Source organism: Gorillibacterium sp. sgz306347 (genome assembly GCF_059735245.1).
This window is the reverse complement of the sequence record NZ_JCAPET010000032.1, coordinates 1-13,867: the sequence shown is the minus strand read 5'-3', so window position 1 is coordinate 13,867 and position 13,867 is coordinate 1. Positions and strand designations below refer to the sequence as shown.

The window sequence follows — 13,867 nt, the reverse complement described above, 5'->3', positions numbered from 1 at the left end:
AGAGACTGAAATAACGAAACAGGGAGGAACCCAGGCATGACCATGTTTAAATCGTTTGCGCCGCCGGCAAAAGGCGAGCGGATCACCATTCAGGAAGGAGCGCTGAACGTTCCGAACAACCCCGTCATTCCATTTATCGAAGGCGATGGAACCGGACGGGACATTTGGCGCGCATCCAAACGGGTGCTCGACGCCGCGGTGGAAAAAGCGTACGGGGGAACGAAGGAAATCGCCTGGTATGAGGTTTTTGCCGGTGAGAAAGCGTACAATCAATACGGCGAGTGGCTCCCGGAGGACACCCTCACGGCGATCCGGGAATACATTGTCGCGATCAAAGGACCGCTGACCACGCCGATCGGCGGCGGCATCCGTTCCTTGAACGTGGCGCTCCGCCAGGAGCTGGATCTTTACGTCTGCTTGCGCCCGGTCCGCTATTTTGACGGCGTGCCTTCTCCGGTCAAGCATCCCGAGCAGGTGGACATGGTGATTTTCCGGGAGAACACGGAAGACATTTACGCCGGGATCGAATACCAGGAAGGCTCCGAGGAAGTCAAGAAGGTGCTGGAATTCCTGCAGAAGGAAATGGGAGTCAAAAAAATCCGCTTCCCGGAAACGTCCGGCCTTGGCATTAAGCCGGTTTCCCGCGAAGGCTCCGAGCGGCTTGTGCGGGCGGCGATCGAATACGCGATCAAGCACGGCCGCAAAAGCGTCACGCTGGTGCACAAAGGCAACATCATGAAGTTTACCGAAGGCGCGTTTAAAAACTGGGGTTACGCCCTCGCGGAGCGCGAGTTTGGGGATCAGACCTTTACCTGGGATCAATACGACCGCATCAAGGCGGACCAAGGAGCGGAAGCGGCCGACAAGGCGCAGCGCGAAGCGGAAGCGGCGGGCAAAATCATTATCAAAGACGCCATTGCCGACATTACGCTTCAGCAGGTGCTGACCCGCCCGAAAGACTTCGACGTCATCGCCACGCTGAACCTGAACGGGGACTATCTGTCCGACGCGCTGGCGGCGCAGGTTGGCGGCATCGGCATCGCGCCGGGAGCCAACATCAACTATGTCACCGGGCATGCCATCTTTGAGGCCACGCACGGCACGGCGCCGAAGTATGCCGATCAGGACGTCGTCAACCCGGGCTCGGTCATTCTGTCCGGCGTCATGATGCTGGAGCACCTGGGCTGGCAGGAAGCAGCGGACCTCATCTACAAAGGGCTGGAAAAAGCCATCGACAGCAAAACCGTCACGTACGACTTTGCACGTCTGATGGAAGGGGCGACGAAGGTGAAAACCTCCGAATTCGCGGACGAGATTATCAAACACATGGAAGCATAAATAGAGGAGGCAGGCGCTTTCGGGCGCCGGCCTCTTTTTTTCGGGACAGGACCGAGAGATAGCCGATAAAAAAAGTCTTGCCGCCATGAAAAATCCGTGATAGTATATCCAACTAATAAGTGGAAGGGCTTCTAGGGAGCCGCGGATAGGGCGATATTGGCCCTATCCGGACCGGACCGAGCGAAGCCGGGCGCGTGCGGATAGCTGCGCTACACCGTAGGGATAAAAGACCTTCGGCAAGTTCCTCCTGCAAAGGCGGAACGGCCGGAGGTCTTTTGTGCTTTGCGGGAGTAAAGCGTCCGCACGCGGCTTATTGCGAGAGAGAAAAAGGGGGGCGTCAGGAATGGTGATTGAAGTCAAACGATTGACGAAGCGGTTTGCGGTAAAAGAAAAAGAACCCGGATTCAAGGGCAGTCTGCAGGCGCTGGTTCGTCCGCGCTACAGCGAGAAAGCGGCGGTGCACGGCGTTGGCTTTTCGGTGCAACCGGGCGAAACGCTGGCTTTTCTCGGTCCGAACGGCGCCGGGAAATCCACCACGATCAAAATGCTGACCGGGATTCTTCATCCCACCTCCGGCGAAGCGAATGTCCTCGGGCTCTGTCCCTGGAAGGACCGCCAGCGGCTGGCATACCGGATCGGCTGCGTGTTCGGGCAAAAATCGCAGCTGTGGTACCACCTCCCGCCGATCGACACCTTCGAGCTGATGAGCCGCATCTATGATTTGCCCCGGGAGGATTACCGGACGCGGAGCGGGATGCTGATCGAGCGGTTCGGCCTCGGCCCTTACCTGACGACGCCGGTCCGCAAGCTTTCGCTCGGCGAGCGCATGCGCTGCGAGATCGCGGCGGCGCTTTTGCACCGGCCGGAAGTGATTTTTCTTGACGAGCCGACCATCGGCCTCGATGTCGTCGTCAAGCAGCGCATCCGGGAACAAATCCTGGAGATGAACCGGGAAGAAGGGACCACCGTGTTCCTGACCTCCCATGACCCGACGGACGTGGAGCAGCTTTGCAAACGGGCGATCGTCATCAATCACGGAACCGTTATCCTGGACGACAGCGTTTCGAATATGAAACGCGAATTCCTCAACCGGAAGACGCTGCATCTCAAGCTGAAGGAAGAGGCGCAGCGCGTCGATATCCCCGGCGTGACGGTGGTGAAGCGGAAAGGCTGCGGGCTGCGGCTTTCCGTCGATACCACGAAGATTGCAATGGACGCTCTGCTGGAGCGGATGGTGCGCGATTTTCGCATCGTGGACCTGACCATCGAAGACCCGGGAATGGATGAAATCATCGCCCATATCTATTCCCAGAAAGGAGCGGAGGCCAGATGAAAGCCGGCGTTTTGATCAGAAAGGGACGGAAATATTCCGCCGTCGGGCGGGTGACCGTCAAAAACCAGCTGGCATATGTCGCGGATTTTTTGCTCGGCACGCTGTTTCTGCTCATCATCATCTACATTTTTACCGAGCTTTGGCACGCAACGTACCGGGGGGAAGGAAGCACCCTTATCGCGGGATACAGCTTCAAGCAAATCATCTGGTATCTGATTTTGTCGGAGGCCATGACCCTTGCCATGCCCAGCCTGGCGCTTCGCATTGAGCAAGAAGTGAAGTCCGGCGACGTCGGCTACAAGCTGATCCGTCCGGTTTCCTATATCGGCTTTCATTTTGCGGCGTATCTGGGGGAGGTCTATTTCCGGTTTGCCGTCAACCTGGCCGTCGGCTTCGGTTTGGGGGTGGCGATTTTGGGCTTTCCCTCCTTCGGCTACGGTTGGCTGGGGCTGCTGGCCGTGACGCTTGGGGCGTTTACCGTCAATTTTTTGCTGAACCTGACCCTGGCTTTGTGCGCATTTTGGATTGAGGAGACGCAGGGGCTGGAATTCGTTTACCGGAAGCTGCTCTTTACCATCGGGGGCATGATGATGCCGCTGGAGGTGTTCCCGGATTCGCTCCGCCGGGTGTGCGAATGGCTTCCGTTTCAGGCGGTGCTGTATTTTCCGGCCAAAACAGCGGTCGCTTTTGACGCTGCGGCGCTTCCGCGCATGCTGGGGACCCAGTTGGTCTGGGTTGCGGTTCTCGGAGCAGCTGCATACGGCGTTTACCGGAAGGGAGTGAAAAAGCTGCATGTCAACGGCGGATAATGCTCGGAACGAAAAGAAAACGAAACGGTTCGCCGGCCGACTTCGGCGGACCTTTTCCTTTATGGGCACGAGCTGGAAGCTGAATCTGGCCGGCGCGATGGAGTTCCGGTTCAGCTTTTTGCTCGCGGTGGTCACGATGATGATCAACAATCTGGTCTGGCTGTTCTTCTGGTGGATTTATTTCGAACGGTTTCAGCTCGTAAACGGCTGGTCGATGACGGATGTCATGATGATGTGGGCGGTAAGCGCCGGGGGGTTCGGGGTGATGGCCGTCTTTTTCGGCAACGCCACCCGCCTTTCGGGATTGATCGCAAACGGCCAGCTGGATACGTACCTGGGCCAGCCGAAGCCGGTCCTTCTCAATCTGCTGGTCAGCCGGATGTCCCTCAGCGCCATCGGCGATCTGCTGTTTGGCTTCCTTATCTTTTTCGGCTTCGGGGAAGGGGGCTTTCCCGGTTTTCTGAAATTCCTTTTTGCCTTGGCGATCGGAGGAGCGATTTTTCTCGGTGCAGCGATTTTGCTCGGGACACTCGCGTTTTATTTCGGCAACACGGAGGGCCTCAGCGGGCAACTGTTCAACAGTCTGGTTTCCTTTACGACTTATCCGACGGATATTTTTCGCGGCCTGGGCCGTGCGCTTCTGTTCACGGCGGTTCCCGCCGGCTTTATCAGCTATTTGCCGGTAAAGCTCCTGCGCAGTGTCGATTTGGGCTTTACCGCCGCTGCTTTCGGTTTTGCGGCCGTCCTGCTCGCGTTTGCCGTCTGGATGTTCCGGCGGGGCCTGCGGCGCTACACATCCGGCAATATGACCGGCATGCGGATGTAACCGGGAGACGAAAAACGGGCGGGTTATTCCCCGCCCGACTTTCCGTCCGCACCTTCGCCCGCGTCGCCGCCTTCCGAACCGCCGCCGTCCAGCTGGCTGATCTGCTCCCATATCGACGAGATTTGGCCGACCGGCTCCAGGAGGCCCGTTTCTGCCAGCAGGTTGTCGTTCCACGTGCCGTCCGCAATGGCGGTCTGCGCCTGGTCGATTTTTTGCTGAAGGGTGTCGTTGTAGCCGATCAATTGCTCGTGCAGATTCGCCGCAAACGCGGGCGCTTCGGTTTCCCGGAATTCGCCGATGCGCTGCTCCATATCGGCCAGGGAATGCTCCAGCTGCTCCCGGGCGTTGGCGTCGGCCAGCGCGTCGGCCGAGCGGGTGCGCACCTCTTCGGCAAACGCCGTTACGTCGTTGATGTAATCCCGGGTCTCATTGGTGTAATTCAACGATTGGTCCACCGTCTCGAGGACGCCGCAGCCGGAAAGCAGGCCGCCAAGCAGAAGGGTTAACGGGATAAGACGGATGCCGCCGCGTTTCATGGTTCATCTCTCCTTTGCCGGATATGGGATGGGGAAGGGGCCGGAGAGCCGATCTCCGGTCTTCTTGCTTGTTTCTTAAACAAAAAAGAGACCTTTACCAATACAGCCGCATTGGTAAAGGTCTCGCCAGCAACGCAGTGCTGCCGGCAAAGCCGGGGAAACGTCGCTCCCGTAATGACGGCTTTGCCTCTCGGCTACTCCCCTTTATACCTTCCTGGCTCTATTATACCGGCAGGAGAGGCGGAGGGCAAACTGGGGTGCGTAGCCGGGACGGCTTGGCCGCTTCATCCTAACCGTCCGGAGAGAGCACGATCCGCCGTTTGATCATGGCGTCCGCGAGCTCCGGGGTGACGTTCGGACTGCCGATATTGATCCGCGGGATTTTCATAGGATCGGTAAAGCGGGTGGTCATTCCGGGTGCGATCGTAAAGCCGTAGCGGAAGCCGCTTTGCTGAAGCAGCGAGATCGCTTCCGCGTCGTAAATGCCGAACGGATAGGCATAAGTGTCGGCTCCGGCCGCTTCCAAGCCGACCAGGTCCTCGCGGCAGCTTGCCGCGTCGGCGAGAATTCGCTGGCGGTATTCGGCGTCCGATTCCGTTTTGCCGCCGGTTTTTAATCGGGCGACCAGAAGAGCGTCGCCGCTTCCGCCATCCGCCTTGGCATGCAGCGCGCCGCTGTGGCAGCCGTAGCCGGCCAGTCCGCTCTGCTGCGATGCGCGGATTTCGTCCCGCGTAAGGACCGGAATGCCGATCTTTTTCGGACTGTCGAGGTAAGACGTGATCACGAAATTCAGCGACGGAATCCCCCGCTCCTCCAGAATCGGCAGGCCGAGCGAGACATAGCTTTGATAGCCGTCATCAAAGGTGACGAATACCGCATTGTCCGGAACACTTGCTTCTCCGGCCAGGAAGCGCTTGAATTCCGCGAGGCCGATAAATTGATACCCGCGGTCCCGCAGGCCGTCCAGCTGCTCCCGGAACAGCTTTGTCGTGATGGTGGAGGAGCTCGTGTTGTCGTCCGCGATGTGATGGTACATCAGCACCGCCACCTGGTTGCGGTAATAAACGCCGTCTTCCGCGCCGGACCGGCCGGAAACGAGTAAACTGAGGATTACCAGAGCGGCCATGACCGCCGAAACGATGTATTTCATGAAAGCGGGTCTCCTTGACTTTAAACGTAATCTATACGCATCATTATAGAAGACGTCCGGCCATCTGACAAACCGCGGAGCGCGCTTTACATAGCGTTAACAATTCGTTAATCATACCAAAACACGCCGGGAGTACACTGGAGCGGAAAGAGCCGCCGCACCCGGCGGTTTATGCCTGTTCCTGCACTGACGGATGGAGGTCCGCGCATGCGATATCGCACAAAGTTAACCCTTGTCTTCCTGCTTATGATCGGCCTGTCGGTGCTGACCGCCGGCATTTATTCCGCCCAGCTCCTCCGGGAGAGCTACCTCGGCGCGCTGGAAGGCGATCTGTCGAGGGAAATACGGATCATTCTGGCGACCTCGGACTGGCGCAAAACCGGCGGGGAAGAAGAGATGACCGCTTATTACACCGGCAAGGTGAACCGCATCCGGGAAACGGCCGACGCCCGCGTCACTTACATTCGGGCGGACGGAAAAGTGCTCGGCGATTCGGATCATGATCCGGCAACCATGAAAAACCATCTGGACCGCGAAGAAATCCGCAACGCTTCCACCGAGACGATCGGATACGCGATCCGCTACAGCGAAACGCTCGGCCAAAACATGATGTATGCAGCCGAGCAGGTGCGGGACGACGCGGGCAATGTGATCGCCTACATCCGGCTGGCGGTCAGCCTGGAAGAAGTCGAGCACTCCCTGGAGCGGTTCTGGATCATCATGCTGATCGGACTCGGCGCGCTTTTTACGGCGGCCGGCCTCGCAAGCTACCGGATCGCCCAAGGGTTTACGCGTCCGCTGGAGAAAATCACGCGCGTCTCCCAGCAGATTACGAACCTGGATTACAAATCGCGGGTCGACGTCAAGAGCCGGGACGAAATCGGCCAGCTCGGCCAGGCAATCAACACCATGGCGGACAGCCTCCAGGCCCAACTGCGCAAAATCAGCGAAAACGAAACCCGGCTGCAAAGCGTGCTCAACAACATGACCAGCGGGATTGTGATGGTCGACCGGCAGGAGCGGATTGTGCTTCTGAACCGGACGGCCGAGGAGTTTCTCGGCTTTTCGGCGGACGAGCTGATCGGCGTCACTTATTCGGTGGCCAATCAGCAGTACGAGTTTGCCGAGCTGATCCGGGACAGCCTCGACTCCGGCGAGCCCTTGCGCGACGAGCTGGTGTTTTATTTCCCCGAGGAACGGATTCTGGAAGTAAACACAACGCCGATCAACGACGGAGACGGGCAGCTTTCGGGCATTCTGATCGTGCTGCATAACGTAACGGCCGTCCGCCGCTTGGAGCGGATGCGCAGCGAATTCGTCGCCAACGTTTCGCACGAGCTCAAAACGCCGGTGGCCGCCGTCAAAGGCTTTGCCGAAACGCTCCTTTCCGGCGCGCTGGACGACAAGGAAACGTCGCGGGCTTTTGTGCAAATTATTTTTGACGAAAGCGAACGCCTGAACCGGCTGATCGGCGATATCCTGGAGCTGTCCAAGGTCGAATCCAAACGGGTGCCGCTGGTCTATTCCCCGGTCAACCTGAACGAGTTCATCCGCCAATCCCTGAAAATCACCCAGCGGGAAGCGGAAAAGAAAAACATCCGGCTGGATATGGAGGTCAAAGGACAGCTGTACCTGGAGGCGGACGAGGACCGGCTGCGGCAAATTCTGCTCAACCTGCTTTCCAACGGCATCAGCTATACACCCGAAGGCGGAGAAGTGCATGTGCTGGCAACGCAAGTCGGCTCGGAGGCGGAGGAAAAGGTGCGGATCATCGTTTCCGACACCGGCATCGGCATTCCCAAGTCGGACCTGCCCCGCATTTTCGAACGGTTCTACCGGGTGGACAAAGCGCGCTCGCGCAGTTCGGGCGGAACGGGGCTCGGCCTGTCCATCGTCAAGCATCTTGTCGAGCTGCACGGCGGCACCATCCGCGTGGAAAGCACGCTCGGCTACGGCTCTTCGTTCATCATCGAGCTGCCCGTCATCCAACAGGGCACCGTTTTGTGATAAAATAGACGAGGCGAAACGTTACACGTCACATCCACTTTCATTGTAATGGGGGATTTCCCTTGGCTCAGCAAATTCTGGTTATCGAGGACGAGCCTACGCTCTCCCGCCTGTTGACCTATAATCTGGGACAGGAAGGGTATGTCGTTCAATCGGCGGACCACGGCGGGGAAGGGCTGCAGGCCGCGCTCAAGCAATCATTCGACTTGATTATTCTGGACATCATGCTGCCCGGGATGAACGGATTCGACGTGCTGAACAACCTCCGCCGGCAGGGCGTGACGACACCGGTCATCATTCTGACCGCCCGCACGGCGGAAGAAGAAGTCGTCCAGGGACTGAGGCACGGAGCCGACGACTATATCACCAAGCCCTTCGGCGTAGCGGAGCTTCTGGCCCGCGTCGCCGCCGTCCTGCGCCGGTCCGGCTCGGAGGAAAACAAGCCGTCCGCCGCCGAGGAAACAAGCGAAGGGCGGGTCATCCGGGCGGGCGAGCTGCTGATCTACCCGGAGAAGTACGAGGCGCATCTTTACGGCGAGTCCATTCCGCTCCGGCCGAAGGAGTTCGAGGTGCTGCTCTATCTGGTGCAGCGGCCCGGGGTGGTCGTAACGCGGGACGACCTGATGAACGTCGTCTGGGGCTTCGACTACATCGGCGGTCAGCGGACGGTCGACGTTCATGTCAGCTCACTGCGCAAGAAGCTGGAGATGAACCAGCAGTCCGTGCAAATCGAATCGATCCGGGGTGTCGGCTACAAGCTGGTCGGTCCCGTCAAAAAATAACGCCGTCTGCCCGGCATGCCGGACAGCTCCGGCAACCAAACCGTTTTGTCCGGCTTTAAGCGGACCAAAAACGGTTTTTTTTGGCATCCCCGAAAATCGGTTTCTGCTGCTCAAGAATAGGTTAATATGAAGTGTACCCTTGTTTGCGCATGCACTTTTTCCATAACCAGGAAGGACGGAGGAGTCGTCGATGGAAAACGGCAACGGCAGTCGGGCGCCATGGAGCGGATGGACCGGACCCAATCTGGCCTATTTGCTCGAGCAGTACGAGAAGTTCGAAACAGACCCCGATTCGGTCGCGGCGGAATACCGCGAAATGTTCGAACAGTGGGGAAATCCGGAGGACGCGTCAGGACCGGTTCCGGCGCCTGCGGCAGTACCCGGCGCGGCGGGCCGGCGCATGAAGCTGCCGCCGGTGGAAAAGTTTCATGGCTGCCGGAAGGAGGTTCACGACGAGTGGACCCGGCTTGTGGTGGCGGCGGAAAAACTGGTGGAAAGCATTCGTACATACGGACATTTGGCCGCGGATCTCGATCCCCTCGGGCTGCATCCGAAAGCGGGCAGCCGGTTGATGGAGATTGAGACGTACGGGGTTACGGCGGCCGACCTGAGCCTCGTCCCCGCCGAAATGGTTTGGGAGAACGCTCATCCGGACGTAGCGAACGCCTGGCAGGCGATCGAACGTTTGAAATCGCTTTATTCCCGCTCGGCCGGCTTTGAATTCGGGCATGTGCACGAGCAGGAGGAACGGGACTGGCTGAACCGGCAGGTCGAGTCGGCCGACCGGCTGCCCCGCATGAAGCCGCAGGATCAAGTAGCGCTTTACCGCAGCCTTTTGCGGACGGCGCTGTTTGAACGCTTCCTGCACCGTACGTTTCCGGGGCAAAAGCGGTTCTCCATTGAAGGGGTCGATTCGCTCGTTCCCATGCTGGAGGAAATCGTCGTTGCGTATTCCAATTGCGGGGCCGAGCATATTCTTATGGGGATGGCGCACCGGGGCCGGCTGAACGTGCTGGCGCATATTCTCGGAAAGCCGTACGGAAAAATTTTCTCCGAATTTCACCATTCCCCCAACAAGGATCTGATCCCTTCGGAAGGCTCGATGGGGATTAATTACGGTTGGACGGGGGATGTCAAATATCACCTCGGCGGCTTCCGTTCCCTCAAGGAAGAGCGGGCGGTGGACACCAAAATCACGCTGGCCAACAACCCGAGCCATCTGGAGTTCGTGAACCCGGTGGTGGAAGGCTTTGCTCGGGCGGCGCAGGATGACAGAACGAAGTGCGGCTACCCGGAGCAGGATCCCTCGAAGGCGGTCGCGGTGCTGATTCACGGAGACGCCGCGTTCCCCGGCGAAGGAATTGTCGCGGAGACGCTTAACCTGGGCAACCTGAGGGGCTACGGGAACGGCGGCACCATCCACATCATCGCCAACAACCGCGTCGGGTTCACAACGGACAGCGTGGATTCCCGGTCGACGCGCTATGCGAGCGACTTGGCGAAAGGCTTTGAAATCCCGATCGTCCATGTGAATGCGGACGACCCGGAAACGTGCCTGTTCGTGATGCGGCTGGCCTGCGCGTACCGGAACCGTTACGGGAAGGATTTTGTGGTCAATCTCGTCGGCTACCGGCGCTACGGCCATAATGAATCAGATGATCCCCAGGCCACCCAGCCGATCGTTTACCAGCGGGTGCACCATCATTTGCCTGTCGCCGAGCTGTACGAGGAAGATCTGATCAAGCAGGGGGCGCTGACGTCCGAGCAGGCGGAGAGCTTCCGGCGGGAGAGCGAAGAGGCGCTTCAGAAGGCTTACGACCGCATGGTCACAAACGAAGGCGCGGACAAAACGATGCTGAGCGAGGCGCTGGAGGAGGAGCGGTTCAATTCGTTCCAGACGGCGGTTCCCGAGGAACGGCTGCGCCGGGTGAACCGCGAGCTGATCCGGTTTCCGGAAGGCTTCAACGTTTATCCGAAGCTGCAAAAGATTTTGGAGCGGCGGGCGCGCGCCTTTGAGGAGGAGGGCAAAATCGACTGGTCGCTGGCCGAAACGCTGGCTTTTGCGGCCATTCTCGAGGATGGCACGCCCATCCGGCTGACCGGTCAGGATTCGGAGCGGGGCACGTTCGCTCACCGGCATCTCGTGCTGCACGATACGGAAACGGGCGAGAAGTATTCGCCGCTGCACCGGCTGCCGGATTGCAGCCGCTCGTTCGCGATCTACAACAGCCCCCTGTCCGAAGCCTCCGTTCTGGGGTTCGAGTACGGCTACAATGTGTTCTCGTCGGAAACGTTTGTCATTTGGGAGGCGCAGTTCGGCGATTTCACCAATGCCGCCCAGGTCGTGCTGGATCAGTTTGTTTCCGCCGGCCGGGTGAAATGGTCGCAGCGGTCCAGCCTGGTCATGCTGCTTCCGCACGGGTATGAAGGGCAGGGACCGGAGCACTCCAGCGCGCGGCTGGAGCGGTTCCTGCAAAACTCGGCGGAGATGAACTGGACGGTCGCCAACGTGACGACGGCGGCCCAATACTTCCACCTGCTGCGCAAGCATGCAGCGCTGGCGAAGACGGACTACATTCGTCCGCTCGTGCTCATGACGCCGAAGAGCCTGATCCGCAACCCGCTGACGGCTTCGCCGGTAGCGGATTTCAGCCTGGGGACCTTCCACGCGGTGCTGGAGCTGCCGGAGACGGGCGGCCGGCCGGAGAAGGTGACGCGGCTTATCCTGAGCACCGGCAAGATCGGGGTCGAGCTGGCCGAAAAATGGGCCGGAGACGCCGCTGCAGCGCCCGAATGGCTGCATGCGGCGCGGGTCGAACGCATTTATCCGTTCCCGTCCAAGCAGCTGGAGTCTGTGATCGCCCGTTTCCCGAAGCTGGAGGAAGTGGTCTGGATGCAGGAGGAGCCTATGAATATGGGCGCCTGGAGCTATATGGAGCCCCGGCTGCGGGCGCTTGCGCCCGCCGGCGTAGGAGTTCGCTACATCGGCCGTCCGATGCGGTCCAGTCCCGCAAGCGGCTACCAGCATGTTCACCGTTTCGAGCAAAACCAAATTCTGATCGAGGCGCTTTCCGAGCCGATTGCCAAGGCAGAACGGCCCGTGACGGCAAAATCCTAGGGGAGGGCGAAGCATGGACATTCGGATACCTGAAATCGGAGAGTCGATTACGGAAGGGACGGTTTCGAAGTGGCTGGTGGAGGCCGGCGAAGCCGTCCGGTTCGGAGACGTGCTGCTGGAGCTGGAAACGGATAAGGTGAACGTGGAAATTACGGCCGAAGCGGACGGCATCGTGGAGGAAATCCTGAAGAAGGAAGGCGACACCGTCCGCGTCGGGGAGGCGATCGGGACGCTGCGCGCCGCCGAGCCGGGCGAGGGTTCGCCTTCCGCCGGCCAAAGCGGTGCGGCTGACGGCGGAACGGCGGCGCAGCCGGAGCAGGGCGCGGCTGGCGCGAGCGCGGTAACGGGGGATCGCGGCGGAGCAGCGAGCAGTGGGAGGGCGGCAGCGGTTGGCGCAAGCACGGGATCGGCGGTACGCGGTGGCGCTGCTGCGGCGGCTGGCAGCGAAGCAGCGAGCAGCGGAAGTGCGGAAGCAGGCGGCGAAGCCTTGAGTGGAGCGGGTACGGCGGGCGAAGGCGGCGGCGCGGTGGTCGCCGCCCCTTCGGTGCGCAAGCTCGCCCGCGAACGCGGCATCGGCCTCGACGAAGCGCTGTCGGCCGACAAGTCGGAGCGCGGGCGGATAACGCGCGAGGAGGTCGAAGGCCGGAGCGCCGGTGCTGCCGCTCCGGATGCGGCAGCCTCCGCGAAGCAGCCGCTGTCGGGCGGCGGAGCAGCGTCTGCGGCGCTTTCGCCGGATAGCCGTCCGGCCGAAGGTGCCGCTCCGGGGCAGTCGTCCGGCGCCCCGGCCGTGGCGTCTTCGCCTCAGCCGGCTCCTGCCGGCGGCGGGGCAAGCGGCGCCGGCTCCTTTGCCGCGCCGGCGGAGGACGGCCGCCCGGTCGAGCGCATCCGCATGTCCCGGCGGCGGCAGACCATCGCGGCGCGGCTGGTCGAGGCGCAGCGCACGGCCGCGATGCTGACGACCTTCAACGAGGTCGACATGACCGCGATCCTGGAGGTGCGGAAACGCCGCAAAGAAGCGTTCCAGGCCAAATTCGACGTAAGCCTGGGCTTCATGTCCTTTTTCACCAAGGCAGTCATCGGGGCGCTCAAACGGTTCCCGCTTCTCAACGCGGAAATTCAAGGACAGGAGATCCTCGTCAAGCATCACTACGACATCGGCATCGCGGTTTCGGCCAAAGAAGGGCTGGTCGTTCCGGTCGTAAAGGATGCCGACCGGCTTGATTTTGCCGGCATCGAGAAGAAAATCGCCGAGCTCGCGGCCAAGGCGCGCGACAACTCGCTTTCGCTTTCGGAGCTGCAGGGCGGCACGTTTACGATCACGAACGGCGGCGTATTCGGCTCGCTTTTGTCCACACCGATTCTGAATTCGCCTCAGGTCGGGATTCTCGGCATGCACACCATCCAGCGGCGTCCGGTTGCCATCGACGAAGAGCGGATGGAAAACCGGCCGATGATGTACATCGCCCTCTCGTACGATCACCGGATAGTCGACGGCAGCGAGGCGGTTCGTTTTCTGGTCACGGTCAAGGAGCTGCTGGAGGACCCGGAGAAGCTGCTTCTGGAAGGATAAATTCTGGCAAAAGGCAGAGGGCATCTCTTGACTGAAAAGAGTCCTGAGCTTGAGGCGGTTTGCTTTTTTGCCCAATGCTTCGGCTAAACCCTATGTGGCCGTTGGTTTCGGAAAAAACATTGTCTCAGTAAAATCGCGTCTTTTGCAGTGTTCCAGCAAGAGAAGGTATCAAAGCAAGAACCTGCTTGTCATCCGAGGATGGCGAGCAGGTTCTTTTCGCTTATTAACAGGTGGGTACCGCCTTGTTTTGATGAATTTGAAAATCCTATAAGAAATGAACAAAATAGAAAATGAAGGACATTTCTACCCTGAAAATAACGCAGCTTCATAATCTGTGGTGCCCGCCAGGGCAGTGGGTGGCTAACGGTTGCCACAGCGCTTATTCACCCCAAAAACCC

General features: G+C 59.8%; 10 protein-coding genes. 8 read left to right on the top strand and 2 right to left on the bottom strand.

Annotation, left to right across the window (positions count from 1 at the left end):
• The first annotated feature begins 36 nt into the window (after window positions 1–36).
• The 4 genes from icd to AC6I6H_RS16280 all read left to right on the top strand — a co-directional run bounded on the left by icd (window position 37) and on the right by AC6I6H_RS16280 (window position 4,306).
• Window positions 37–1,338, top strand: coding sequence for an NADP-dependent isocitrate dehydrogenase (icd, locus tag AC6I6H_RS16295; RefSeq protein ID WP_497955024.1), 1,302 nt, complete (start codon window positions 37–39; stop codon window positions 1,336–1,338).
• 343 nt (window positions 1,339–1,681) lie between these two features.
• Window positions 1,682–2,671, top strand: coding sequence for an ABC transporter ATP-binding protein (locus AC6I6H_RS16290; protein ID WP_497955023.1), 990 nt, complete (start codon window positions 1,682–1,684; stop codon window positions 2,669–2,671).
• The gene (locus tag AC6I6H_RS16285) at window positions 2,668–3,480 is read left to right on the top strand and encodes an ABC transporter permease (RefSeq protein WP_497955022.1); all 813 of its coding nucleotides are present in this window, start codon (window positions 2,668–2,670) and stop codon (window positions 3,478–3,480) included. Before AC6I6H_RS16290 ends, AC6I6H_RS16285 begins: the two co-directional genes overlap by 4 nt.
• The gene (locus AC6I6H_RS16280; protein WP_497955021.1) at window positions 3,464–4,306 is read left to right on the top strand and encodes an ABC transporter permease; all 843 of its coding nucleotides are present in this window, start codon (window positions 3,464–3,466) and stop codon (window positions 4,304–4,306) included. Before AC6I6H_RS16285 ends, AC6I6H_RS16280 begins: the two co-directional genes overlap by 17 nt.
• Window positions 4,307–4,329: 23 nt before the next feature.
• Here the strand turns inward: AC6I6H_RS16280 and AC6I6H_RS16275 are convergent, their stop codons facing one another.
• Window positions 4,330–4,842, bottom strand: a complete 513-nt coding sequence (locus tag AC6I6H_RS16275; protein WP_497955020.1) for a DUF6376 family protein — start codon at window positions 4,840–4,842, stop codon at window positions 4,330–4,332.
• 289 nt (window positions 4,843–5,131) lie between these two features.
• Window positions 5,132–5,992 (bottom strand): polysaccharide deacetylase family protein, encoded by an 861-nt coding sequence (locus AC6I6H_RS16270; protein WP_497955019.1) that lies wholly within the window; start codon window positions 5,990–5,992, stop codon window positions 5,132–5,134.
• 207 nt (window positions 5,993–6,199) lie between these two features.
• Here AC6I6H_RS16270 and pnpS point away from each other — a divergent pair, with 207 nt between their 5' ends.
• The 4 genes from pnpS to odhB all read left to right on the top strand — a co-directional run bounded on the left by pnpS (window position 6,200) and on the right by odhB (window position 13,469).
• Window positions 6,200–7,999, top strand: a complete 1,800-nt coding sequence (gene pnpS, locus AC6I6H_RS16265) for a two-component system histidine kinase PnpS (RefSeq protein WP_497955018.1) — start codon at window positions 6,200–6,202, stop codon at window positions 7,997–7,999.
• A gap of 62 nt (window positions 8,000–8,061) precedes the next feature.
• Window positions 8,062–8,781 carry a response regulator transcription factor gene (locus tag AC6I6H_RS16260; RefSeq protein WP_497955016.1) on the top strand — a complete coding sequence of 240 codons (720 nt, stop codon included), beginning with the start codon at window positions 8,062–8,064 and terminating at the stop codon, window positions 8,779–8,781.
• Between the two features lie 190 nt (window positions 8,782–8,971).
• Complete coding sequence (locus AC6I6H_RS16255; RefSeq protein WP_497955015.1) at window positions 8,972–11,899, top strand: 2-oxoglutarate dehydrogenase E1 component; 2,928 nt, start codon at window positions 8,972–8,974, stop codon at window positions 11,897–11,899.
• Window positions 11,900–11,912: 13 nt separating this feature from the next.
• The gene (gene odhB / locus AC6I6H_RS16250; protein WP_497955014.1) at window positions 11,913–13,469 is read left to right on the top strand and encodes a 2-oxoglutarate dehydrogenase complex dihydrolipoyllysine-residue succinyltransferase; all 1,557 of its coding nucleotides are present in this window, start codon (window positions 11,913–11,915) and stop codon (window positions 13,467–13,469) included.
• Window positions 13,470–13,867 lie beyond the last annotated feature (398 nt).

Coding starts and splice junctions, on each gene's coding strand:
- icd (WP_497955024.1), top strand. CDS start 37: ATGACCATGTTTAAATCGTTTGCGCCGCCGGCAAAAGGCGAGCGGATC.
- AC6I6H_RS16290 (WP_497955023.1), top strand. CDS start 1,682: ATGGTGATTGAAGTCAAACGATTGACGAAGCGGTTTGCGGTAAAAGAA.
- AC6I6H_RS16285 (WP_497955022.1), top strand. CDS start 2,668: ATGAAAGCCGGCGTTTTGATCAGAAAGGGACGGAAATATTCCGCCGTC.
- AC6I6H_RS16280 (WP_497955021.1), top strand. CDS start 3,464: ATGTCAACGGCGGATAATGCTCGGAACGAAAAGAAAACGAAACGGTTC.
- AC6I6H_RS16275 (WP_497955020.1), bottom strand. CDS start 4,842: ATGAAACGCGGCGGCATCCGTCTTATCCCGTTAACCCTTCTGCTTGGC.
- AC6I6H_RS16270 (WP_497955019.1), bottom strand. CDS start 5,992: ATGAAATACATCGTTTCGGCGGTCATGGCCGCTCTGGTAATCCTCAGT.
- pnpS (WP_497955018.1), top strand. CDS start 6,200: ATGCGATATCGCACAAAGTTAACCCTTGTCTTCCTGCTTATGATCGGC.
- AC6I6H_RS16255 (WP_497955015.1), top strand. CDS start 8,972: ATGGAAAACGGCAACGGCAGTCGGGCGCCATGGAGCGGATGGACCGGA.
- odhB (WP_497955014.1), top strand. CDS start 11,913: ATGGACATTCGGATACCTGAAATCGGAGAGTCGATTACGGAAGGGACG.